This is a genomic window from Rhizobium brockwellii, from assembly GCF_000769405.2.
GTDB classification, from domain to species: Bacteria; Pseudomonadota; Alphaproteobacteria; order Rhizobiales; family Rhizobiaceae; genus Rhizobium; species Rhizobium brockwellii.
The window spans coordinates 807,848-828,205 of sequence record NZ_CP053439.1 but is presented as its reverse complement, the minus strand read 5'-3'; the positions used below and the strand labels follow the sequence as shown (position 1 = coordinate 828,205).

Below are 20,358 nucleotides of genomic sequence, written 5' to 3'. Positions count from 1 at the left end.
GTTCACTGATAGGCAGGCTGTTGCGCCTGCAGCTGCTGCAAGGCCTGCGCCGCCGCCTCGCCGCGTGCCTGTTCCACCACGGCGCGATGCTCGATCTCGGCTTGCGCCACACCAAGCTCGGCTTTCCGCTGTTCCGCACCCGCCTTCACCTGAGCCGTTTTCAGCTTGATCATCTGCTCGGCCGGCGGCTCCGGCGGTGGTTTTGGCGCAGTGGCGGCCTCGGAGAGCTGGGCGCCGACCTGCTCCAGCGTGCTTTCGAGCTGGCGGCCGGCCCTGAAGCCGCGGGCGGCAAAGAGCAGCGTCTCGACCATGACAGGCACCAGCATCGGGTTCTGCTGCGCCATGGCGCCGGCCTGCTGCAGGAAGCCGCCGATCATCTGCACGAATTCCATGCGGCGCTGCTTTTCGGCGTCCTCGTCGGGCTCGATCGTCGAATCCGTTTCAATGTCGATCTGGAAGCCGCGAATGCTGTCGTTGCGCAAGAGCTGCACGACCTCGTCGATCGTCGGCTGCTGCATCATTTGTTGGAGCTGCGGCGGCATCTCGGGTGGCGGCGGTGCGGGCTGTCCCAGCTGCTCGGCGCGCGCCGCGGCCTGCTGTGCCGCCATCTGCATCTGCATTTGGACCTGCTGCTTTTCAGCCATGGTCGGCAGCTTGATGCCGCTCACCAGCATCAGCGTTTCCGGCTGAAACTGGTCGCAGATGATTTCGCCGGCAAGGCGGATGATATCGCGGGCGAAGCGGGCAAGCTCGGACTGGCGGTCGCGGATGCGGATCGAGCCCCACTGGCTCTTGATGCGCTGCGCCGTTGCCGTCTCCGACGCCTGGGTATCGCCGCGGACGATGTCGGAGATGCCGGTGATCTGGTAGACGTCCTCGATCAGCTGCTTGCGGGCCTGGATGCAGGCGATGATGACCTTCTGCACCTCGTCGATCGGCAGCGTCACGATGGCTTTCGAGCCGCCCTTGTCGGTGAAGGCAGCCCATTCCGGGATCGGCACCATCACCGTGTCGTTTTCCGGCCGCATCGCCTTCTCGATCGCCGGCGAGATCGCGCCATCGCCGGAGGGGTAGAACACTTTCAGCCGCAGCTGATCGGTCAGCTTGTTGACGCGCTTCGTCAGGAGATCGATCTCGTCGCATTGCTGCTGATAATAGACATAGTCGGGAACCGGGATCAGCGAGCTCGTCGACATCGTGCCATAGGCCGGGCGCGGGCAAGGCCAGAAGTGTGTCAGATCCAGCGGCGGCTCCGACACTTCGAGCGCCACCGGCGCGCCGTCGGCGATCCACACCGTATAGTTCTCGCTCTTGCACCAGATCTCCCAGACATGGGTCTTGCCCTCGTTCTCGGCGCGCTCCGTCTGGTTGCTGCCCTTGTTGCTGCCGGCACCCTGCGCCTGGAGAGATGTCATCGCGTCCGGGCCGAACCGCTTCTGCATCTCCTCGTCGGTCATCGGAACGCGGCGCGCCACCCATGTCACATCCTTCCAGCGCCGGGCCGGAGAATGCAGGAAATCCGACCAGTGCACATAATCGATGCAGACACGTTCGTCGCTGATCGCCTCCGGCGGCGCTCCGCCATCCTCGCCCATCCCGCCAAGGAGACCTTCGGGCAAGCCCCTATTCGCAGGCGCGTCGGAAGGCTGAACGCCCATGTCGAGCGGCTCGAAATCGGCCTCGTAGCGTAGCCATACCGTGCCGCGGGCGCAGAGCAGGAAATCGTCGCGCACCGCGCGCATGATGGAATCGATATCGGCTTCGTCGCCCATATAGGACAGGTTGCGCTCGACGAGCTCGGAGGCCATGCGCGCCACCGGCTGGGCGTCCTTGAAGCGGCGCTCGACGACCGGCTGCGGCACCCGGGCATAGACGGCCGGCTGCAGCACCGAGGTGTTAGCCCAGAGCATCGGAAACCTTCGCTTGGCCGCATTCGTCTGGTCCGACTGCTGGTCGAGATAGATCTTCTCGATCTTGACGCAGCGGTCATGCCAGGATCTGAAATAACGCTGCGCGCGCTCGAGCTCCTGCTGCCAACGGGCGCCGACCTTTGCCAGGTCCCATTGCTGCCCGTCCGCCAAAGCCGTTGTTTCGTCTTCCATCAAACACGCTCGCTATATGCAGGGGTGGAATCGGCAAATTCGTTGAAGGTCATCGTCTGGAAGGTCGGGAGGCTCTTCACCTGCGGCTTCAGCGGTTCGGGCGCCAAGCCGGTGAAGATGATCGCCAGGCCCCCGAAAGCGTCGGCACCGTGCGAGGCCCAGTTGTGCAGGGGTTCGTCGCGGAAGACGCTCAAATCCTCGTCCCAGTCCTTGCGGTAGTTCCTCAGGCACTTGATGCCCTGGATGCAGCCGGCCTGGTCGAACTCGATCTTCGCCAGAATGCGCCTGGTGCCGTTGATCCGGTCATGGACATAGGCGCGCTCGATCTTGCGGACGGTGCCAAGGCCGCGGGCTTTGACCTCTCTCAGCATGACTTCGATGCGGGTCATGCCGCCGCGCGTCCATTCCCTGACCTTGATGTCGTGCGGCATGTTGTGGACGCCGTAGACATAGCCATGCTCGGCGCTACGCCGCTCCAGCTCGTCGAGCATGCCGTCCATGCCGGTGCCGGTGTGCTCGAAATAGCCGATCATCCGCACACGGCCGGGCAGCACCTGAAACAGCCAGACGCTGTTGGTATCGTCCATGCCGATGTCTGAAATGGTATGGACGGGATAACCTTCGACATGCGGGAAGACGCCGATGCGCTCTTCAGCGTCGGCGACCGCCATCTGGTCGGCGTAATAGGCGCCCTCGACGCTCGCCTCGAAAGCTTCGGCCGGCGTCGAGGGATATTCGCGCTTCATGTCGCCGAGCTGGGTTTCGGCCTTCTTGACGTACCAGGCCTTCTGCCCGTCCGTCAGCGTGATGCCCTGATCGGCCAGATTGCGGAAATACTTTGCGAAAGCATCGGTGATGATGACGCCCTCAGGCGCGATCGCATATTGCTGCTCCTTCCACCACGGGAAGAAATGGAACTTGAAGTCCAGTTCGGTCAGTTTCGCCGCCTGGCGCTGCTTGACTTGGCCATCTTCGCAGAGCGTGTAGAAATGCCCTTCCTGGCCCTCCGCAGTGCTTTCGACGAAGACCAGCTGGCCGGCCTGCACCGTATTCAAAGCGCCGGTGCGGACTTCCCTCGCCTTGTCAGGATATTTCGCGCAAAGCTTTCCATATTCGGAGATATGAAGATATTGCAGCGTTCCCGAGCGCAGCGAGGTGCCGACACGAATGCTCGAATTATTGCCAAGCAGCAGTTCGGTCTGGTTGGCCCTGACAACAGGCACGGCGTTGCGGATACCATCAGGCAGATTGTCATAGGGGTATTTGATCTTGTCCCGGAAGATCGTCTGCACGTCGCCCAGCGTATGGGCGATGGTACCGGCGCGGATATCCCTGTTGAAGACGCAGGCATCGAGCATGAAGATCTGAATGAAGGTCGTGAGACCCAGCTGGCGGGCCTTCAGCAGCACATTCAGATAATGCATCTGCTCGAAAAACGTCATCTGCGTCCAGTTCATCTCGAACCTGACGCGTTTGCCCGATTTGTCGGTGATCCAATAGAGATTGTTCAGACGCCAGCGCCAGTCGGAAAACTGGTCAATTGCCGTTTGGAAGTCCGCGCGTCTTGCCATTGATATCTTCCAGCAACTGCGAAACCCCGCCGGTCACCGCGCCATGGTCGGGCTCGACCTTGGAACCGTATTTCTTCGGCTTCAGCTTCTCGGCGACCCACTGCCGGGTGGCGATGCGGAGCTGCGAGCGCCGGATGGCCTCGCCATTCTCCTGCCAGCCCGTGGTCTCGCCGCTCGCATTCTTCTTTTCGATCCAGTCGTCCGCACGGTCATCGGCAATCTCGACCATCTCATCGACAAAGCCGTCCGCCTGGATCTCGCGCGCCAGGGCGTATTTGACCCGAAACGCGGCCTTCTCGTCATCGGCGAGCCAGGACAGCACGCTCGACATGGACGGCATCTCTTCATCCCGACAGATCGACCGGAGGCTTTCCCTGTCAGCAATGCGCTCGCAAATCCTGTCGGCAATCGCCTGGGTGAACTTGATGGGTCTGCCCATGAGGCGCCGCTTCTGGAGCGTCTAGAACAGCGCGACGATGTTGGATGCCGTGGTCCCGGTCAGCGCCACGATGGCGGCGTGAACCGGCAGGATCGTCCCGGCCGGCACGCTCTTGAAGATCACAGGATCCATGTCCCGACGCGGCGCAATGGCCACATCGCCCGCCGTGCCGATATAAAGCGCGCGCGCACCGACAATGGCGGTATCGTTCGGCGTTACCACTGCGGCCCGCGAGGCCGGAGCAATCGAAGGGTCCATTGCAGTTCTCCTTGGAAGAGGCGCGCTATCCGGCCCGATCCCGATGTGATCGAGCATGAGAGGTCAGGCGGAAAGGGATGGGGATCAACGATGATCTGAGGACGGTGTCCGGACGTCTAAGATGACCGGTTCTCAAGCCTTGGCGAGTGACACATTCGATCGGAGGGCTGCGCCGACTTGGTCGACATCACCTGTGGATTCAAATTTCGCAGCTTGGATTTGCGGTAGTGATAAATGATCTGCCAGGGGGTGATCAAGGGCTAATTGTGGTCGTGGGGCAGTCTGGAATCTAGCCTGCGCAACCCAGTCGGCGGCAGAACGGTTACGCCGCGCCGGCGGCGGATTTGGCAAAACGCGCTCCCCAATCTCCGACACCCCAGGTCTTGGGCCTGGGATCCATGCCCGCTGCTGGTGGAGGTCGACGTAGATCCTCGGGTCAAGCCCGAGGAGGACGGAGCAAGGGGTAAGCTCTGTGGCAAATCTGCGGTGGTGGCTCAGCGACGCTGACGGATGTTATTGGCTCGATCAACGTGGTCTTGCCGGTCTCGCGATCTGGTTCGGCATGTCACCCTTGATCAGCCGGTGGCGCCGATTTGATCGACATCACCTCTGGACTCAAATTTCGCAGCTTGGATTTACGGTAGTGATAAATGATCCGCCAGGGGGTGATCAAGGGCTAATTGTGGTCGTGGGGCAGTCTGGAATCTAGCCTGCGCAACCCAGTCGGCGACAGAACGGCTTACCCCGTGCCGGCGGCGGATCTGGCAAAACGCGCTCCCCAACCTCCGTCATCCCAGGCCTTGAGCCTGGGATCCATGCCCGCTGCTGGTGGAGGTCGACGTAGATCCTCGGGTCAAGCCCGAGGAGGACGGAGCAAGAGGTGAGCCCTGTGGCAAATCCGCAAGCCTTGGCGAATGGCGTGTACGATCGGAGGGCGGCGCCGACTTGGTCGACATCACCTCTGAATTCAAATCTCGCAGCCTGTATTTACGCTAGTCATAAACGACCTGCCAGGGGGTGATCAAGGGCTTCTAGCCGCAGCATGCGGTTAATTTGAACGCCACCCAACCCGACCCAATCGGCGGTAAAACCCCTCGCCCGCTTTGCGCGCCTTCAGGTCCGGCGTACAATAAGCAGGCTGTTGATCCAACGGTGGAGAAGCTCAGTGAAAACCACGAGACTTTTTCTTTGCCTTGTCGCTTTTCTCAGCGCCACGCTCGCTGGAAACCGGGCTGATGCCGACGAATTGGTGCGGTTCGAAAGCGCGCCCGTAAAGCTCAGCCCATTTCGAATACGCAAGGCCAATGAACAGGGAGAGAACCTCCCTCAACCGCAAGGCACGCCCCTGCTCGGATATCTATCCCGCCCCCAGGGTGATGGCCCCTTCCCGGCGGTCGTCGTCCTGCATGGATGCGAGGGTATGCGGTTGAGCATCAATGAGCTTTGGCCGAAACGGCTGGTCTCCTGGGGTTACGTCGTGCTTGTCGTCGATAGCTTCACCACCCGCAACATCAAGGACACGTGTCAAAGCTATCTCCCCGATCGCGTCTTCGACGCCTATGGCGCTTTGAATTTTTTATCGAAGCAAAGCTTTGTCGATATCAGTCGCGTCGCCTTGATGGGCTTTTCAGCGGGCGGCACCGCGACGCTGGAGGGAACAAAAATCGAGGGTAACGAACAGCTTATGGACCACAAGTTCAAAGCAGCGGTTGCCTACTATCCGGTCTGCGCCGCAAGTCAGGGCGATGCGACCGTGCCGATCCTGATTTTGAGTGGCGAACGAGACAATTGGAGCCCGGCTGACCGATGCCGAAAGAGGCTTGCGCGTCTGAGTGACGATAGCCCGCCCATCGAGCTCAACATCTACAAGGGTACCTACCACGATTTCGATGCCCCGGAGTTTAAGGTGGGAAGGAAGGTGTTGGGTCACATCGAAAAATACAATCCAGACGCCGCCGAAAAATCGATCCGCAGCGTTTACACATTCCTCCAAAAATACCTCTCGAATTAAAGCACGAGCTCGGAGCGCGTCGCCGGCGGGGAGCTTGGCGGTAACGCACCCCATTCTCCGTCATTCCAGGCCTTGAGCCTGGAATCCATGCCCGCCGCCCGCGGAGGCACTACCGCGAGAGCATCGCCTTCAGTCGCTGTTGCAAGACAGGAGGTTCGACATCCATTCGAACCAGACTGAGCGCATGGCGCATGGCCGGCGTGAAGGGCAGCCAATGTTGCAGATGATCCAGCAACTCCTCCGACATCATGTCTTCGAGCGGGCCGGCGCCCAATTGACCGAGCGCTTTTTCGTGGCCAGGCAATCGGGCTTGATCGATAATGGCGAGCACTCGTTTCAAGACGACCTCGCTCGGATCGTGCAGTAAAATCGTCGACCAATACCATTCGCCGGGATCTGCGAGATAGGCCTCTATATAGGCCTCAGCGGTAAGCGGTGGCTTTCCAACACCCGTCATATCCGGCAGCCACGTCAGATCCGATGCGAGCGCGCTCCGGGTGAACGCGTCGACCGCTGGAGCGTCGGCGGTGTGTTTTCGCGAGCGCGGGTTGCTACGGTTTTTCCTGGTCACTTTTGGGCTTCCCATTTCCACGGCACTCTGCATCAGCATATGGTTGCCCGCAACTCAACTCCGCTATCCCTGGCTACTTGACGCGCCATCCGCTGCGTCGGGGGCAAAAGAGAGCCTCCGTGTTGTGCAGGTTTCAAACATAAGCGGCATCATTCAGGGGTGACGCAAGCGATGCCCGGAGAGGTCAATTTCCAGCAAGACGCTCGATCGGTTCGGCGAGGTCGAGCCAATGCGGGCGATTGTCCCACCAATGAACATGGTCGGGTGCCGGAAAGGACGGATCGGCGAATGTGCCGCCGGCGATGACGACAGTGCCGGGAAAGTATGTTCCGGATTTGGAAAATCCGCCCCCGCCGCAGATCCGGCAAAAGGCTTTCATCACATCCGGCGTGGTTTCGCCTTGCGGATACCATACGGAATATTCTCCGGAGACGATCCGGACATTTTCCTCACGGAACCACACATTATGCGCAAGTGCACTGCCGGATGCACGCTGACAACGCGTGCACGTGCAGACGTGGTTGTGCACAGGATCGCCATCGACCTCCAGGGCAAGGGCGCCACAGGTACACTGCGCATGAAATATGGGCATGGGGGCTCATTCCGTGTTTTTCTCACGGTTGTCGATTTTACGACGCCGGAATCGACACGGTCTATCAAAATTTGCCAGGACCCTCGCATGCGGCAAAGCATGACCGGATGGAGCTCCACCGTCTTCGCGGCGACGATGCATCGGCGTTTTCGAGAGATCCGGCTGGAAGCGTTGCATGGCGGCGCTCAAGCGAAGATGCCCGCCATTTTGAGTTTGCTGCAGAATACCGATATGGCTTTCGCGACGCCCTCGCCGCAGGGAAACTTGAACGGTCGCGTGGCTTCCTCGGTCAGAACCGGCTCGCCTGTTGCGGCGTCACGGCCGGTGACATGCTGCGTCAGCAGGATGCCGCAGGCCTCGCCGGCAGCCTCGTCGATCGCCATCTGGACATCGCCAAGACAGGTATCGCTGGGGATGTCGATGATGAAGGCCGTGAAATATCTCACGCCTCGGCTCCCCGCCACGGCCTTGACCAGGCTTGCATGCGCCTCGGAGACCTCAATCTCCTTCTCCGGCGGCCACATCACATCACTTGCAGGCCAAGCATCATCTTCCACGGCTTCGCCGATCGGCTGCTCACGCATATCCGCTCTCCACATCTTCGGTTTTCAGATGGCGGCCGCCGCGCCGATGTTCTTATTATGTTCTGACAACCGAGAGAGTCAAGACGGATATTTTGGTGTGAGCTGCCTTTCAGTGAACCGCCAGAGAAATGGTGCAGCCGCTCGGGACGGACGCCGGCCACCGGCCTCCTCGAGCGATTCAAGGGCTGCGGCAGTCACGCCGACATGTCCTCGTTCCAGCGGCGTTGCATCTCCTCAGGCGTGACCTGTTCGATGGTTTGCGACAACATCCAGCGATGACCGAAGGGATCAAGCACCTGTGCCACCCGCTCGCCAAAACTCTGGTCGGTCGCCGGGCGCAACATCGTCGCCCCGGCCGACAGTGCCTGCGCCAGTGCTGCGTCGGTCGAAACCGTGTCCATGTGGAAGGTCACCGGCGAGCCTCCGATGGCATCGGGAGACAGGGCGCCGAAATCAGGATATTCGTCTGCCAACATCATCAGCGTCTCTCCGAAACGCAGCTCGGCATGGCCGATCCGCCCATCAGAAGGATCGGTCATGCGGAAGACTTCCGTGGCGCCGAAAGCCTGCTTGTAGAAATCGATGGCCCGTGCCGCATCCTTGACGATGAAGTAGGCGCTCACTTTTCGGGCAAAACTCGGCATGGATGATCCTCCTTGACTGGGTTCTTCATTAACGTTACGTATCGTAAAGATATGAGTCAAGAGAGTAACGCAACACCGAAGAAACGAGGGCGGCCGCCAAGCGCTGCCGCGCAGAGGCGTGCCTTGGAGGCCGCCCATGAAATCCTGATGGCCGAAGGTTTCGGCCGCATGACCATCGAAGCCGTGGCGGCGCGGTCCGGCGTCGGCAAGCCGACGATCTACCGCTCCTGGGCCAATGCGCAGGAACTGGCGATGGCCGCTCTTCTGGTCAACCGGCTACCGGAAGCGGAAGTTGGAGGGGGCACGGCGCAGGCGGCTCTCGGCGCGCAGATGAGCGGACTGGTGACTGCCTTTGCGAGCACACGCGGGCGGCAGATCACGATGGCACTTGCGGCCGCCGACCCGGAAAGCGAATTCACCAAGGCCTTCCGCAATCAGGTGATCCTGTCGAGCCGCAACGCGGGTCGTGTCATTCTGGAGGAGGCTCTGGCTCGGGGAGAGATCGTTCCGCCGCTTGATATGGAGGTGCTGCTCGACATGATCTACGGACCGGTCTTCTTCCGGCTGCTCGTCGGCCATCGCCCGGTCTCGCCGGAGTTCGGCGATGCGATCGTCAGGACCGCGTTGCAGGCCGTTGCACCATCGGGCGCGTGAGACCGTCACGTCGCGATGGGCGAGGGACATTCGCTTGGCCCGCGCATTAAGTCTTTGTTTTCCGCATGTCTTTGCCGCAAAACCGCTGCACACTTTTGCGAGACATGCTTTAGCCGTGATCGTCCCCCAGTTCGCCAAGATGGCGCTGGACCCACTTGATCTCCTCCGACGCCGTGCGCCCGAAATGCCGTTTGAAATCGCGGCTGAACTGCGCCGGGCTGGTGTAGCCGACCGAAGCCGCGACCTCGGCGATCGTTCTCGTCTGGCGGGCGATCATCAATCTTGCCTCGTGAAGCCGCATCGCTTTGACGTATTGCATCGGGCTGCTGCCGGTCAGACCTTTGAAATGGACGTGGTAGGACGGAACACTCATGCCGACAGCTCTTGCCAGATCGGTGACCGCGATCTCCAGGCCATAGTTTTCCCGCAACCAGGCCAGGCTCTGGATGATCTTTCCGGATCTGCCTTTCTGCTGGAGAGCGGCGATCATCGCGCCGCCTTGCGGACCGACCAGGACCCGGTAGTGCAGTTCGCGCAGAAGGCCGGCGCCAAGCACATCCGTCTCAACGCTGCTGCGCAACGCCATCAGCAGGCGCAGCAGGACATCCTCGATATCACCGGACATCCTGCTCGACACGAGACTTCTCGGCTCGTCGCCTGGCAGTTCGGCATGCTCTTCCACCTGTAGTGCGATCTCGGCAGCCATCTGCATATCGAACTCGACATAGACCGCCAGCAAGGGCCGCTCGGGACTGGCCATCGACGTCATCCGAAACGGAACGGGCAGCGACACCGCCAGATAGTGCTCCTCGTCATAAGTGAAGACCTCACCTTCGAGGATGCCCTGCTTGCTCCCCTGAAGGACGAAAACCGCGCCCGGCTGATAGAGGACCGGAATGTCGTGGAGCACGGCTTCGGTGCGCAATATGCGAACGGAAGCAAGAGCGGTCGGATTATATCCGTGACGGAGAGCGAGACGTGCGGCCAAGGCGACCATCTCCCCTCGCCTGGATAGGCCGCGATCACCATTCATAGGATTTGGCAACATTTTGAGAGAATCTGCAATCGATGCGCCGGTTTCTCCATACTATTTGTCAATTCCTATCCTCAATCAAGGAGTATCGTTGATGTCACGAAAGACCTTCTTCATCACCGGATCGAATTCCGGCTTCGGGCTCGCCATTGCATCTGCGGCCCTTCAGGCGGGCCACATGGTGATCGGCACTGTGCGCTCGCAGGCGTCGCGCACGGCGCTCGCCAAAACCCTGCCTGGCCTGCGGCCGGTCGTCTGCGACGTCACCGAGTTCGACCGCATCGATGATGTCGTCGCCGACGCGGAAGACGAGCATGGGCCGGTCGACGCGCTGATCAACAATGCGGGTTACGGCCACGAGGGCGTGCTCGAGGAGTCGCCGATCGAAGAGATGCGGCGGCAGTTCGACGTCAACGTCTTCGGCGCCGTCGCCGTCGCCAAGGCATTTCTGCCGCGGTTTCGCGCGCGACGCCGCGGCTTCATCGTCAACGTCACCTCGATGGGCGGCATGATCACCATGCCCGGCATCGCCTATTACTGCGGCAGCAAATTTGCGCTCCAGGGCATATCGGAAGTGATGCGTTCGGAAATGGCTCCGTTCGGGGTGCATGTGACGACCCTTTGCCCCGGCTCCTTCCGGACGGACTGGGCCGGACGATCGATGGTCCGCACCGAGCGGTCGATCGCCGATTATGATGCCCTCTTCAATCCGATCCGCGAGGCGCGGCAGGCCGTCAGCGGCAAGCAGCGCGGAGAACCCGCCAAACTGGCCGCGGCGGTTTTAGAACTCATCGAATCCGACAATCCGCCGCCGCAGCTTCTGCTCGGCAGCGACGCCCTCAAGCACGTGTCGGACAGGATCGTTCGCCTGCAGCAGGAGATCGAGGCGTGGAAATCCGTCACCGTCTCGACCGACGGCTGACGGCTGACGGCGGAAATTCCGCATGCTGCTTGACAACCTTCCTACTGGAAGGTAGATAAATCTCATGAGCAATCTTTCGACGACATCCGACGAGATCCTGGCCTCCGCCCGAGCATTGATCATGACCGGAGGCTATAACGGCTTCAGCTATGCCGATATCGCTGCCGTCGTCGGGATCCGCAAGGCGAGCATCCATCACCACTTTCCCAGCAAGACCGACCTGGTGCGGACGCTGGTGGTGCGATATCGCGAAGACGCGGAGGCGGGTATCGCCGGCCTGGAGCAACAGGTGCGAGATCCGCTCGCACTCCTTAAAACCTATGCGGGTCATTGGGCCCAATGCATCGAGGATGCCAGCCGGCCCTTTTGCGTCTGCGCCCTGCTGGCGAGCGAACTGCCGGCGCTGCCGCCGGAGGTCGCGGCCGAGGTCAAGGCGTTCTTTCGCTTTGCGTCGGCATGGCTGACCTCGGTCATGGAGCGAGGCGCTCAGGACGGGAGTTTGAAACTGTCGAGCGAACCGCGCGTCGAGGCCGAAGCCTTCATGGCCTCCGTTCACGGCGCCATGCTGTCGGCCCGGGCCTACGGGACCCCGGAGGTCTTCGCCACCATTCTGGCCCCCACCTTGCAGCGGCTCACTCCGACCGCCGCTCGATAAGTTCCGGGCGGAATAAAGCACGGAGCGATAACGACGTTCAGTGAAACTACCAACTAGTAGGAAGAACGACATGATCAAGACCATTCTCCCCGCCCTCCTCCTGGGGCTCACCGCTATCGCGTCGGCGGCCCTCCCGGCGACGCCGGTCCATGCCGAAGACCAGAAACCCGAGCAGGTCCATGTCAGGGGCAGCATCGTCACCTACCGCGGCTCTGTTCTCAAGGTGAAGACCCGCGAAGGAGAGACCGTCGATGTCACCCTCGCCGACGGCTGGAAACTGGCGAGCGTTGCAAATGCTGCGGTCACCTACATCAAGCCGGGCGACTTCGTCGGCATCGCATCGCTGCCGAGCGCAGGCGGCGGTGACGGCGCGCTTGAGGTGCTGATCTTCCCGCCGGCGATGAAGGGTGCGGGTGAAGGCAGCTACGGTTGGGACCTCAAGCCCGACAGCAGCATGACCAATGCGACCGTCGCCGATGCCGTCAAGGGCGTCGATGGCCGCACCGTCACTGTCTCCTATCACGGCAAGGAAAAGAAGATCGCCATTCCGGACGGCACGCCCGTCGTCACCATCGCTCCGGCCACAAATGACGATCTCATTCCCGGCGCCGTCGTCTTCATCCCCGCCGAGAAGGCTGCCTCGGGGCCCCTCGCCCATCAGGTACTTGTCGGAAAGAATGGCGTGGTCCCGCCCATGTGACCACGTCGTCGCCGGTCGGCCGGGCCGCCCCCGGTTCGACCGGCGATTTACCAGGGAATGTCGCCTGAACTGCAGGCGATGGACTCGAACGACGGAGAACACCGGACAGCAGCCCGGCGGTGCCGGGGCGGTTCCGTGAAACCCAATCTCGATGACGGACGACACCGCTCATGACGGCGAGCCGCCCCTATCAGACCAAACCATCACACACAGGAAAGAGATCATGATGACCACCGATCAAACCACCGTCGCGTCTGGCGACAGGCAAGAGTGGCTGACGCGCTATTACTTCACCCGCGCAGCCTTTTCCGCCATCTGGGTCGCCACAGCCTTGACCGCAGGCCGCCAGTCGCTCGCCGTCGCGGCCGCCTTGCTGATCCTCTACCCGGCCTGGGATGCCGCCGCCAACCTCATCGACGCAACGCGGAACGGCGGCCTGGCAAACAACCGCAGCCAGGCAATCAACGTCGCCGTCAGCGCAGTGACGACAGCCGCCGTGATCGTCGCGCTGACGATGAGCATGAATTGGGTTCTCGGTGTCTTCGGCCTATGGGCGATCTTTTCCGGCTTGCTGCAGCTTGGAACCGCTGTCCGGCGCTGGAAGACCGATGGCGGCCAGTGGGCGATGATCCTCAGCGGCGGCCAATCCGCTGTGGCAGGCGCCTTCTTCATCGCCCAGGCGCAAATGCCGGAACCGCCGTCCATCGCCAACATCGCCGGATATGCCGGCCTCGGCGCCTTCTATTTCCTGGTCTCGGCCATCTGGCGAAGCGTCACACAGATGCGGCGGAAGCGGGCCTGAGCCGCGAGTGCGACGACCGGCACGGAACGTCCGAGCTTGGCATACTGAAGTCCGCTCTGCTCAGTTGCTGATGAGGCCGAGCATCGGCTCCATGGCCTCGAATGTCCGGTCCATCGCGTATTCAGGAATGAACGGGAGTGAGATGTGCCCAAAATAGAACGAGATTTGGCCCTCTGCCGCCTGCTCTCCCTGTTTGGCGACAGCCGCGAGGTATAGGGCGGAAGCCAGACCCGTGCGATCTGCACCCGCCTTGCAGTGGATCAAGACGGGTTTTGGAGCACTCCGCATCGTTGCAAGCAACTCTTCGACCTTGTTCTGATCGAGCTCCCGACGGGCACTCATACCGAAGTTGATATGCGTAATGCCCAATTCCTTGGAGACCGCTATTTCTTCGTCGTACCAGGCCTTTCCCACGTTCTCGCCCCGAAGGTTTATGATGGAACGAATGCCATTGCGCGCGGCATATTCGCGGATATCCGCGGGTGAGGGTTGCGCCGACCGGTATACTTCGCCTGCGATCACTGGTGCAAAATTTCCAGACAGCTGGAGATATCCGAGATAGCTTCCAAGGAGTGCCGAGGTGCCGAGGACTGCAAGGCCGGCCCGTTTTGCCAATTGTCTAAGAGTCTGCTTCAATCTGGAGGTCCTCGCTTCGTTTCCCGGCATGGTTTGCGTTTTTCACATTCTCGACCTGTGTTTTCACAGTCCTGCTCCCGACCGGTGCGGAGCGACCTGAATTCCCGACGGCTCGTTTGCGGGTTCCCTCGCCGCCAGGCGGTCTCGAACCGGAAGATGACGTTGTCGATCGGCTTCTTCCGGCTCGCTCCCTGCTGATTGTTGATCTCAAGCCCGGTAGGCGACAAGCACGGCTCCTCCCGCGATCATGGCCACGCCGAGCCAGTTGGGCAGCGACAATCGTTCTCCGAGGAACAGCACCGCAAACACCGAGACGAAGACGACGGACAGCTTGTCGATGGGGGCCACGCGCGCGGCATCGCCGAGCTTGAGGGCCCGGAAATAGCAAATCCACGACGCGCCTGTGGCAAGGCCGGATAGGACGAGGAAGAGCCAGCTTCGCGGCGAAACCGACGACGGCTCCTGCCAGTTTCCGGTGATGGAGAGCATCAGGCCAGCCGCCATCAGGATGATGATGGTGCGGAAGAAGGTGGCAAAATCGGAATTGACATTCTCGACGCCGACCTTCGCGAAGATCGCCGTCAGGGCTGCAAATCCCGCCGAAAGCAACGCCCAGAACGGCCAGCTCGTGAGAAAGTTCTTCATGCTCAATTCCCTGTCCGCTGAACCGGATCATCAATAGCCCGACAAACGGAAGAAGACGACGACCAGATGGATCATTCCGGTCTCCTCAAAGGGCGGCTTGCTTCAAAGCCTCGTCGGTGGCGATTTCGTGACCCAGCACATCCCAATGCTCGATGTGCTTGTAGATGATCACCTTGTTCGTCAGGATCGACCCATGCGTGCGGCAGAACTCTTCGAGTTGGCCACGGTCGGCGATCAGTTCGACGCACATGGTCAGGTCGGGATTGGGTATCTCGAAGCCTTCGTCCTGAAGCTTGCCGCTGTTCGAGTAGCCGAAATGGGTGTGGTGGGCGACGGCGTTCATGATGCCGGCGGCCTTGGCCTGCATCACCAGTTCCCGGTAGAGCGGTTTGCCGCCGCCGAACCATCCGCCCTTGCCGACAGCCTTCTCGCGCGGCTTCAAATAAATGCGGATCATCCCGATCTCGCGGGAGGAGAGCTTGTGGCTGGTCATAACGATTGGCCTTTCCTGAAGGTTTGCGGTTGTCCGGAGGGAGCGCAGCCGCACGCGGCTCATCAAATCGCCCATGGCCTTTGCGTTCATGTCGCGCATGTGGCGAACGGAAATGTCCGGGGGGATGTCATTGGCGACGGCCGTCTTCGGCACGCCGACACGCTGCGAGAGATAGATGCTGGAATGGCCGCTGCAGAGATAGGCGACGAAGCAGGCGACCGCGAGATAGACGGAGTGTGTCGCTCCGAACAGTTCGATCCCCATGATCATGCAGGCGAGCGGCGTGTTGGTGGCCCCTGCGAACACCGCCACGAAGCCGAGGCCCGCAAACAGGTCCGGCGGCGCACCAAGCACACCGGCGAGCGCACTTCCAAGCGCCGCGCCGATGAAGAAAAGCGGCGTGACCTCGCCACCCTTGAAACCTGCGCTCAGGGTGACGATGGTAAACAGCCCTTTCCAGGCCCAACTCCAGTCGTCGATGTGGTCGGGGCGGAAGAAACCGAGGATCGTTGCGTCCTGCGGATTGGGAGACCAGACGCCGAGGCCGAGATATTCGGTGGTTCCGAGACAGGAGACTAGGCCGATGAGGATGGTGCTCGCCAGCACCGGACGCAGCGGCGCGTATGGCAGAATCGCCTTGTAGGCAGACGAGGCGAAATGCGAGAATTCCGCGAAGAAATGGGCTGCCAACCCGAAGGCGACGCCGGCAATGACCACCTTGAGCATAAGCAGAGCGTCGAGATGGAAGCCGGCCGCCTCTCCGACGCCGCCAAGATAGGCGATGGAATAGTGAACGTGGCCGATGCTCCAGGCATGGCAGGTCCAGTCGGCGATGACGGCCGCCAAGAGTGCCGGAAGCAGAGCCTCGTATTGCATCCGGCCGATGGTGAGCACTTCCAGCGCAAAGACCGCACCCGCGATCGGGGTGCCGAAGACCGCGCCGAAGCCCGCCGCGATCCCGGCCATCAGGAGGATGCGGACATCGGCAGGGGTCAGCTTGAAGACTTTGCCGAAGGCGCTGGCCAGACTGCCGCCGAGCTGGACGGCTGTTCCCTCTCGCCCTGCCGAGCCGCCGACAAGGTGTGTCAGCACGGTGGTCACCAGGATGAACGGAGCCATGCGCAGCGGCACGCCGCCGCCCGGTTCATGGATTTGATCGACGATAAGATTGTTGCCGCCTTCGGCAGCCTTGCCGAACCTGCCGTAGGCCCAGACCATGGCAAAGCCTGCGAACGGCATGCAGTAGATCAGCCATGGATATTCGAAGCGCAGTTCCGTCGCCCGATCGAGGCTCCACAGGAAGAGGGCGACGAGCGATCCAACGGCAATCGCCATCGGAACAACGACGGCGATCCATTTTGCCAGGCTGCGGATTTGCTGCAAACGAAGACCGAATATCGAAGCGGGCGTCATAGGCGCGCCGCTCCATCGAGCACGGCAATCAAATGGGGATACGACAGATGAATTCCAGACACGACTCTACTCCTTCGCGTGGTTCGCGTTGAGTAGGAGTCATCAGCTTCATCGGGGAAGCGGTTCGGCGTGATGCCCGGCAGAATCCATTACCGTTCCGAAACGCATATGTCATGCATGGGCGGCCTGTCAACGTCGAGCCGTTCCGTCGGTCACGACTGGCAAACAACCGCAGCCATGCGATCAACGTCGCCGTCAGTTCGGCGACGACGGCTGCCGTGATCGTCGCCCTGACGATGAGCATGAACTGGGTTCTCGGCGTCTTTGGCCTGTGGCCGATCTTTCCGGCCTGCTGCAGCTTGGAACCGCTGCCCGGCGCTGGAAGACCAATGGCGGCCAGTGGGCGATGATCCTCAGCGGCGGCCAATCCGCCGTGGCAGGCGCCTTCTTCATCGCCCAGGCGCAAATGCCGGAACCACCCTCCATCGCCAACATCGCCGGCTATGCCGGCCTCGGCGCCTGCTATTTCCTGGTGTCGGCCGTCTGGCGGAGCGTCACGCAGATGCGGCGGAAGCGGGCCTGAGCTGGCTGGGGCGGGAAAGTGCCGGGGCGGCGAGCGGCGGCGAACCGCTCGCCGGCGCCGCCTATCTCCTGTCATTTCATGAATTGTGGGTGAGGCGCGTCGTGCGCCGATTGCGATGTGAATCCATCGATCAGTCGGGACCAACGTTATAAACTGGGAATTTGTAATAGCTGCAGGCATTCATCGAAAAGTACGCCGCACCATCTCCTATTTCTTGGCGTGCAAGCTCCCATTCGAAGGTGTCGTCGCCACCGAGCCCGGTAATCAACGCCATCATGGTCAGCTCGCTTAACGGCCCTGGAGGAAGCGCGGCTCCGTACACGATTGCCTCCTTTCCGGGGTATTTGCCTTTGATAACTCGCTTGATCGCCAAATCCACCCGTATCATGCGCGTCGGAACGCCTTCCGCCAGGAGCAAACCGGATTCGCCGATCGACAGCGATTTCACGCGCGCCTCCACCACGATCTTCGCTTTCGCCAGCAGCTCATTCTGAGGAGGGCACTGGGGCGTTCCGGCTGCTGGCCTTAGACCAATAGCCAATAAAGCAAGAATTGCTGTGAAGCACAGTCGCATATGCGGGTTCAGGAGCGCTTTCGGCATCGGTGTCTTTCCTTATGCATAGGCATGTCTATTTCGCGTTGATTGCGTGAGGCTGAAACGGACCAGCCCCTCATCCGCCTGCCGGCACCTCTCCCCGTAAACGGGGCGAAGGGACATGCCGCACCGGCTTCCCCCAACCTCGACGTTGCGTTTGCCACGTCCCCTCGCCCCGTTTTACGGGGAGAGGGTTAGGGTGAGGGGCAGCCAGGCCTGAGCCTGGATCCATGCCCGCTGCTGATCGAGATGCGGTGTCCAAAAGCGAGTTCCATACCGGCGCGGTCGGTGATCTTGTTCTACCGAGACGCGCAGCGCGGTGTGACCGCACTCACCGCCTTGTGTAAGTTTTCAAAAAGCAGTTAGCTGCCATCGTTGGCTATGCCTCGTGTGCTGAGACGTGTCCGCATTTCGGGGGAAATCTCGTGCACTGGTCCAAACCCCTAAGACTGCATCTCGGCGTCCTGGTCGTCGCATCGCTGCTTTGCACGTCGACGCCGATCATCTGGCTGGCGTTCAGGCAAGGGAGCGATGCTGCGGTCAGTGCGGGCGTGCAGCAGATGCGCGAGATGAGCCTGCGGCTGATCGAGGGGTACCGCAATACGCTGCAGGGCGGCACCGAGGCGGTGGCACTGGCATCGACCCTGCCGCAGCTCACCTCCCCGCCTCCCCAGGATATCACGGCCAAACAGCAATTCTTTCTGGAGGTTCTCAGAAACGTCCCCAACGCGACGAGCGTCTACACCGGCTATCCTGACGGCTCGTATCTGCAGGTCATCAACACGCAAAGGCAGGATGTCCGCCGGATCCTCGCAGCACCCGATGGCACGGCTTTTGCGATCCGCATGATAGCACGCAGTCAGGGGCCGGACGTCGTATCGACGTTTCGCTTCCTCGACCGCCAGGCAAGGCCGATCGCCGAGCGTGACGTCGACTATGCATCATTCGATCCGCGGCAACGCCCCTGGTACCAATCCGTCATCCAGCACGGCGAGGAAGTATCCGTCGGACCGTATGTTGCGGGAACGCTGCAGCTTCCAACGCTGACGATCGCAGCACCGATGAGAGACGACGATCAGGTTGTCGTCGGCATCAACATCCACCTGATGACTGTCAGCCGCCTGCTGGATGCGCAGGAGATTTCGCCGCGGGCGCGGGCTTATATCATCGATGATGCCGATGATCTGATCGCCCATTCCGACCCGGCAATCATGAACAGGCTTCTCGGCATATGGTCGAAAAATGCCGATGGCGCCGTTGCCGTCGATACGACGACAGACAGTTACGACACGAGCCTCGAAACGGTGGCGAGGCTCAGGCGGGATCCGGCCTTTGCAAACGGCGGCGTTGTGCGGATCGATCTCGATGGCGAACGCCAGATCCTGCAGATCGCCCCCGTCGGCGTGTCCGGTCTGTTCAAGGGAAGCGTTGCCGCAATCGTCGTGCCCCTGGAAGATCTGGTGGCAGAGGCCAATCGGCTGCTCCTGCACAATCTCCTGATTGCGGCCGCCTTCGTGATTGCGGGCGTTGCTGCCTCGGTGATGCTCTCGCGCATGGTCAGCCGCTCCCTCTATCGCCTCGCCGACGAGGCGCGCAGGATCGGCGATCTCGACGTCGGCGAGAAAGGCGTATCCCATTCCTTCATATCGGAGATCAACACGCTGGCGGGCGCGCTGGCGGCAAGCCGCCACGCCATCGGCCAGTTTGCCCTCTATGTTCCGCGTGAAGTCGTCAGGCGGATCATCGATCCCAAGGCAAGAACTGCCGTCAAGGCGCAGCGGCAGGATGTGACCGTGCTGTTCACCGACATCAGGGACTTCACCACCATATCCGAGCAACATTCGCCCGAGGACGTGGTCGATACGCTGTCGGCCTATTTCGAACTGCTGAACACCATCGCCGAGCGCAATGGCGGGACTGTCGTGCAATATCTCGGCGATTCCATTTTCGTCATGTGGAACGCCCCTGTTCCGGATGCCAGACATGCCGAAAACGGCTGCCGATGCGCGCTTGCCATGAAAGCAGCGGTCGACGAGTTGAATGAAGCCAACTGCCGGAATGGCCGTCCCGCGCTCATCACCCGATTTGGATTGCACACCGGACCGGCGGTGGTCGGCAGCTTCGGCGCGATTTCCAGGCAGCAGTACACGGCCATGGGCGATACGATCAATGTCGCCTCACGGCTGGAAGGACTGAACAAGGAATTCAACACCTCGATCCTGGTGAGCGCCGCCATCCACGAGGCTGTCGCCGATCGCTTCGCCCTTCGCCCGCTTGGCCTGGTGCAGCTCAAGGGGCGGGCCGAGAAGGTCGATTTATGGGAACTTGTCGGGGAAAGCCGGAGGGCAACGGAATGAATGAGCGTTCGGGTTGCGACCAACGGCAGCTTCGCGCCGCCAGCGGCCTTTGTGGCGTCGTAAACTTTCTCTATTTCTTCGGTCAATTTAATCATGGC

Annotated in this window: 20 protein-coding genes, 1 pseudogene and 1 riboswitch; of the genes and pseudogenes, 8 read left to right on the top strand and 13 right to left on the bottom strand. The window is 61.2% G+C overall.

Going from position 1 to position 20,358, the window contains the following annotated elements; translation table 11 throughout:
- Nucleotides 1–2: 2 nt before the first annotated feature.
- Genes RLCC275e_RS04190 through RLCC275e_RS04175 form a run of 4 tightly spaced genes read right to left on the bottom strand, consistent with a single transcriptional unit; the run spans nt 3 to nt 4,370 of the window.
- Nucleotides 3–2,102, bottom strand: coding sequence for a hypothetical protein (locus RLCC275e_RS04190; protein WP_130707368.1), 2,100 nt, complete (start codon nt 2,100–2,102; stop codon nt 3–5).
- Entirely contained in the window at nt 2,102–3,673 is a 1,572-nt protein-coding gene (locus RLCC275e_RS04185) for a hypothetical protein (RefSeq protein ID WP_033182852.1), read from the bottom strand. Before RLCC275e_RS04185 ends, RLCC275e_RS04190 begins: the two co-directional genes overlap by 1 nt.
- The gene (locus RLCC275e_RS04180) at nt 3,639–4,112 is read right to left on the bottom strand and encodes a terminase small subunit-like protein (protein ID WP_033182851.1); all 474 of its coding nucleotides are present in this window, start codon (nt 4,110–4,112) and stop codon (nt 3,639–3,641) included. Before RLCC275e_RS04180 ends, RLCC275e_RS04185 begins: the two co-directional genes overlap by 35 nt.
- Before the next feature lie 21 nt (nt 4,113–4,133).
- The gene (locus tag RLCC275e_RS04175) at nt 4,134–4,370 is read right to left on the bottom strand and encodes a spike base protein, RCAP_Rcc01079 family (RefSeq protein WP_033182850.1); all 237 of its coding nucleotides are present in this window, start codon (nt 4,368–4,370) and stop codon (nt 4,134–4,136) included.
- Nucleotides 4,371–5,535: 1,165 nt separating this feature from the next.
- On the opposite strand from RLCC275e_RS04175, the gene RLCC275e_RS04170 reads away from it, so the two are divergent.
- Nucleotides 5,536–6,381: a dienelactone hydrolase family protein gene (locus RLCC275e_RS04170; RefSeq protein ID WP_033182849.1), complete on the top strand. Its 846-nt coding sequence runs from the start codon at nt 5,536–5,538 to the stop codon at nt 6,379–6,381.
- Between the two features lie 109 nt (nt 6,382–6,490).
- On the opposite strand, the gene RLCC275e_RS04165 is transcribed toward RLCC275e_RS04170, so the two are convergent.
- The 4 genes from RLCC275e_RS04165 to RLCC275e_RS04150 form a co-directional block, all read right to left on the bottom strand.
- Nucleotides 6,491–6,967 (bottom strand): hypothetical protein, encoded by a 477-nt coding sequence (locus RLCC275e_RS04165; RefSeq protein ID WP_033182959.1) that lies wholly within the window; start codon nt 6,965–6,967, stop codon nt 6,491–6,493.
- A gap of 169 nt (nt 6,968–7,136) precedes the next feature.
- Nucleotides 7,137–7,544, bottom strand: coding sequence for a GFA family protein (locus tag RLCC275e_RS04160; RefSeq protein WP_033182848.1), 408 nt, complete (start codon nt 7,542–7,544; stop codon nt 7,137–7,139).
- A 185-nt stretch (nt 7,545–7,729) separates the two neighbouring features.
- Entirely contained in the window at nt 7,730–8,128 is a 399-nt protein-coding gene (locus RLCC275e_RS04155; RefSeq protein ID WP_033182847.1) for a hypothetical protein, read from the bottom strand.
- Between the two features lie 194 nt (nt 8,129–8,322).
- Nucleotides 8,323–8,772, bottom strand: coding sequence for a VOC family protein (locus tag RLCC275e_RS04150; RefSeq protein ID WP_033182846.1), 450 nt, complete (start codon nt 8,770–8,772; stop codon nt 8,323–8,325).
- 51 nt (nt 8,773–8,823) lie between these two features.
- On the opposite strand from RLCC275e_RS04150, the gene RLCC275e_RS04145 reads away from it, so the two are divergent.
- Nucleotides 8,824–9,426 (top strand): TetR/AcrR family transcriptional regulator, encoded by a 603-nt coding sequence (locus RLCC275e_RS04145; protein ID WP_033182845.1) that lies wholly within the window; start codon nt 8,824–8,826, stop codon nt 9,424–9,426.
- Between the two features lie 109 nt (nt 9,427–9,535).
- On the opposite strand, the gene RLCC275e_RS04140 is transcribed toward RLCC275e_RS04145, so the two are convergent.
- A complete protein-coding gene (locus tag RLCC275e_RS04140) occupies nt 9,536–10,474 on the bottom strand; it encodes an AraC family transcriptional regulator (RefSeq protein ID WP_033182844.1) in 939 nt (312 codons plus the stop codon).
- Nucleotides 10,475–10,553: 79 nt separating this feature from the next.
- Here RLCC275e_RS04140 and RLCC275e_RS04135 point away from each other — a divergent pair, with 79 nt between their 5' ends.
- From RLCC275e_RS04135 to RLCC275e_RS04120, 4 genes are all read left to right on the top strand, one after another.
- A complete protein-coding gene (locus tag RLCC275e_RS04135) occupies nt 10,554–11,381 on the top strand; it encodes an oxidoreductase (RefSeq protein WP_033182843.1) in 828 nt (275 codons plus the stop codon).
- Nucleotides 11,382–11,445: 64 nt separating this feature from the next.
- The gene (locus tag RLCC275e_RS04130) at nt 11,446–12,036 is read left to right on the top strand and encodes a TetR/AcrR family transcriptional regulator (RefSeq protein ID WP_033182842.1); all 591 of its coding nucleotides are present in this window, start codon (nt 11,446–11,448) and stop codon (nt 12,034–12,036) included.
- 70 nt (nt 12,037–12,106) lie between these two features.
- Complete coding sequence (locus RLCC275e_RS04125; protein WP_033182841.1) at nt 12,107–12,736, top strand: hypothetical protein; 630 nt, start codon at nt 12,107–12,109, stop codon at nt 12,734–12,736.
- 223 nt (nt 12,737–12,959) lie between these two features.
- Nucleotides 12,960–13,538: a DUF308 domain-containing protein gene (locus RLCC275e_RS04120; protein ID WP_033182840.1), complete on the top strand. Its 579-nt coding sequence runs from the start codon at nt 12,960–12,962 to the stop codon at nt 13,536–13,538.
- 60 nt (nt 13,539–13,598) lie between these two features.
- On the opposite strand, the gene RLCC275e_RS04115 is transcribed toward RLCC275e_RS04120, so the two are convergent.
- From RLCC275e_RS04115 to RLCC275e_RS04105, 3 genes are all read right to left on the bottom strand, one after another.
- On the bottom strand, nt 13,599–14,174 hold the full coding sequence (locus tag RLCC275e_RS04115) for a dual specificity protein phosphatase family protein (protein ID WP_082229827.1): 576 nt from the start codon (nt 14,172–14,174) through the stop codon (nt 13,599–13,601).
- A 207-nt stretch (nt 14,175–14,381) separates the two neighbouring features.
- Nucleotides 14,382–14,819: an EamA family transporter gene (locus RLCC275e_RS04110; RefSeq protein ID WP_033182838.1), complete on the bottom strand. Its 438-nt coding sequence runs from the start codon at nt 14,817–14,819 to the stop codon at nt 14,382–14,384.
- Between the two features lie 85 nt (nt 14,820–14,904).
- A complete protein-coding gene (locus RLCC275e_RS04105; RefSeq protein WP_033182837.1) occupies nt 14,905–16,725 on the bottom strand; it encodes a voltage-gated chloride channel family protein in 1,821 nt (606 codons plus the stop codon).
- An 86-nt stretch (nt 16,726–16,811) separates the two neighbouring features.
- Nucleotides 16,812–16,888, bottom strand: a riboswitch (Fluoride riboswitch).
- Nucleotides 16,889–16,937: 49 nt separating this feature from the next.
- Between RLCC275e_RS04105 and RLCC275e_RS04100 the strand changes: the two are divergent.
- Nucleotides 16,938–17,308: pseudogene (locus RLCC275e_RS04100) on the top strand (DUF308 domain-containing protein); the annotation flags it as partial.
- A gap of 130 nt (nt 17,309–17,438) precedes the next feature.
- On the opposite strand, the gene RLCC275e_RS04095 reads toward RLCC275e_RS04100, so the two are convergent.
- Nucleotides 17,439–17,909, bottom strand: a complete 471-nt coding sequence (locus RLCC275e_RS04095; protein ID WP_171816962.1) for a hypothetical protein — start codon at nt 17,907–17,909, stop codon at nt 17,439–17,441.
- A gap of 419 nt (nt 17,910–18,328) precedes the next feature.
- On the opposite strand from RLCC275e_RS04095, the gene RLCC275e_RS04090 reads away from it, so the two are divergent.
- Nucleotides 18,329–20,260: an adenylate/guanylate cyclase domain-containing protein gene (locus RLCC275e_RS04090; RefSeq protein ID WP_033182836.1), complete on the top strand. Its 1,932-nt coding sequence runs from the start codon at nt 18,329–18,331 to the stop codon at nt 20,258–20,260.
- Nucleotides 20,261–20,358: the final 98 nt, after the last annotated feature.

Excerpts from the sequence above, each read along its gene's own strand:
- RLCC275e_RS04145 (WP_033182845.1), top strand. The coding sequence starts at position 8,824 with ATGAGTCAAGAGAGTAACGCAACACCGAAGAAACGAGGGCGGCCGCCA.
- RLCC275e_RS04095 (WP_171816962.1), bottom strand. The coding sequence starts at position 17,909 with ATGCCGAAAGCGCTCCTGAACCCGCATATGCGACTGTGCTTCACAGCA.
- RLCC275e_RS04165 (WP_033182959.1), bottom strand. The coding sequence starts at position 6,967 with ATGGGAAGCCCAAAAGTGACCAGGAAAAACCGTAGCAACCCGCGCTCG.
- RLCC275e_RS04190 (WP_130707368.1), bottom strand. The coding sequence starts at position 2,102 with ATGGAAGACGAAACAACGGCTTTGGCGGACGGGCAGCAATGGGACCTG.
- RLCC275e_RS04120 (WP_033182840.1), top strand. The coding sequence starts at position 12,960 with ATGATGACCACCGATCAAACCACCGTCGCGTCTGGCGACAGGCAAGAG.
- RLCC275e_RS04180 (WP_033182851.1), bottom strand. The coding sequence starts at position 4,112 with ATGGGCAGACCCATCAAGTTCACCCAGGCGATTGCCGACAGGATTTGC.
- RLCC275e_RS04110 (WP_033182838.1), bottom strand. The coding sequence starts at position 14,819 with ATGAAGAACTTTCTCACGAGCTGGCCGTTCTGGGCGTTGCTTTCGGCG.
- RLCC275e_RS04105 (WP_033182837.1), bottom strand. The coding sequence starts at position 16,725 with ATGACGCCCGCTTCGATATTCGGTCTTCGTTTGCAGCAAATCCGCAGC.
- RLCC275e_RS04130 (WP_033182842.1), top strand. The coding sequence starts at position 11,446 with ATGAGCAATCTTTCGACGACATCCGACGAGATCCTGGCCTCCGCCCGA.
- RLCC275e_RS04155 (WP_033182847.1), bottom strand. The coding sequence starts at position 8,128 with ATGCGTGAGCAGCCGATCGGCGAAGCCGTGGAAGATGATGCTTGGCCT.
- RLCC275e_RS04140 (WP_033182844.1), bottom strand. The coding sequence starts at position 10,474 with ATGTTGCCAAATCCTATGAATGGTGATCGCGGCCTATCCAGGCGAGGG.
- RLCC275e_RS04135 (WP_033182843.1), top strand. The coding sequence starts at position 10,554 with ATGTCACGAAAGACCTTCTTCATCACCGGATCGAATTCCGGCTTCGGG.
- RLCC275e_RS04175 (WP_033182850.1), bottom strand. The coding sequence starts at position 4,370 with ATGGACCCTTCGATTGCTCCGGCCTCGCGGGCCGCAGTGGTAACGCCG.
- RLCC275e_RS04125 (WP_033182841.1), top strand. The coding sequence starts at position 12,107 with ATGATCAAGACCATTCTCCCCGCCCTCCTCCTGGGGCTCACCGCTATC.
- RLCC275e_RS04160 (WP_033182848.1), bottom strand. The coding sequence starts at position 7,544 with ATGCCCATATTTCATGCGCAGTGTACCTGTGGCGCCCTTGCCCTGGAG.
- RLCC275e_RS04150 (WP_033182846.1), bottom strand. The coding sequence starts at position 8,772 with ATGCCGAGTTTTGCCCGAAAAGTGAGCGCCTACTTCATCGTCAAGGAT.
- RLCC275e_RS04185 (WP_033182852.1), bottom strand. The coding sequence starts at position 3,673 with ATGGCAAGACGCGCGGACTTCCAAACGGCAATTGACCAGTTTTCCGAC.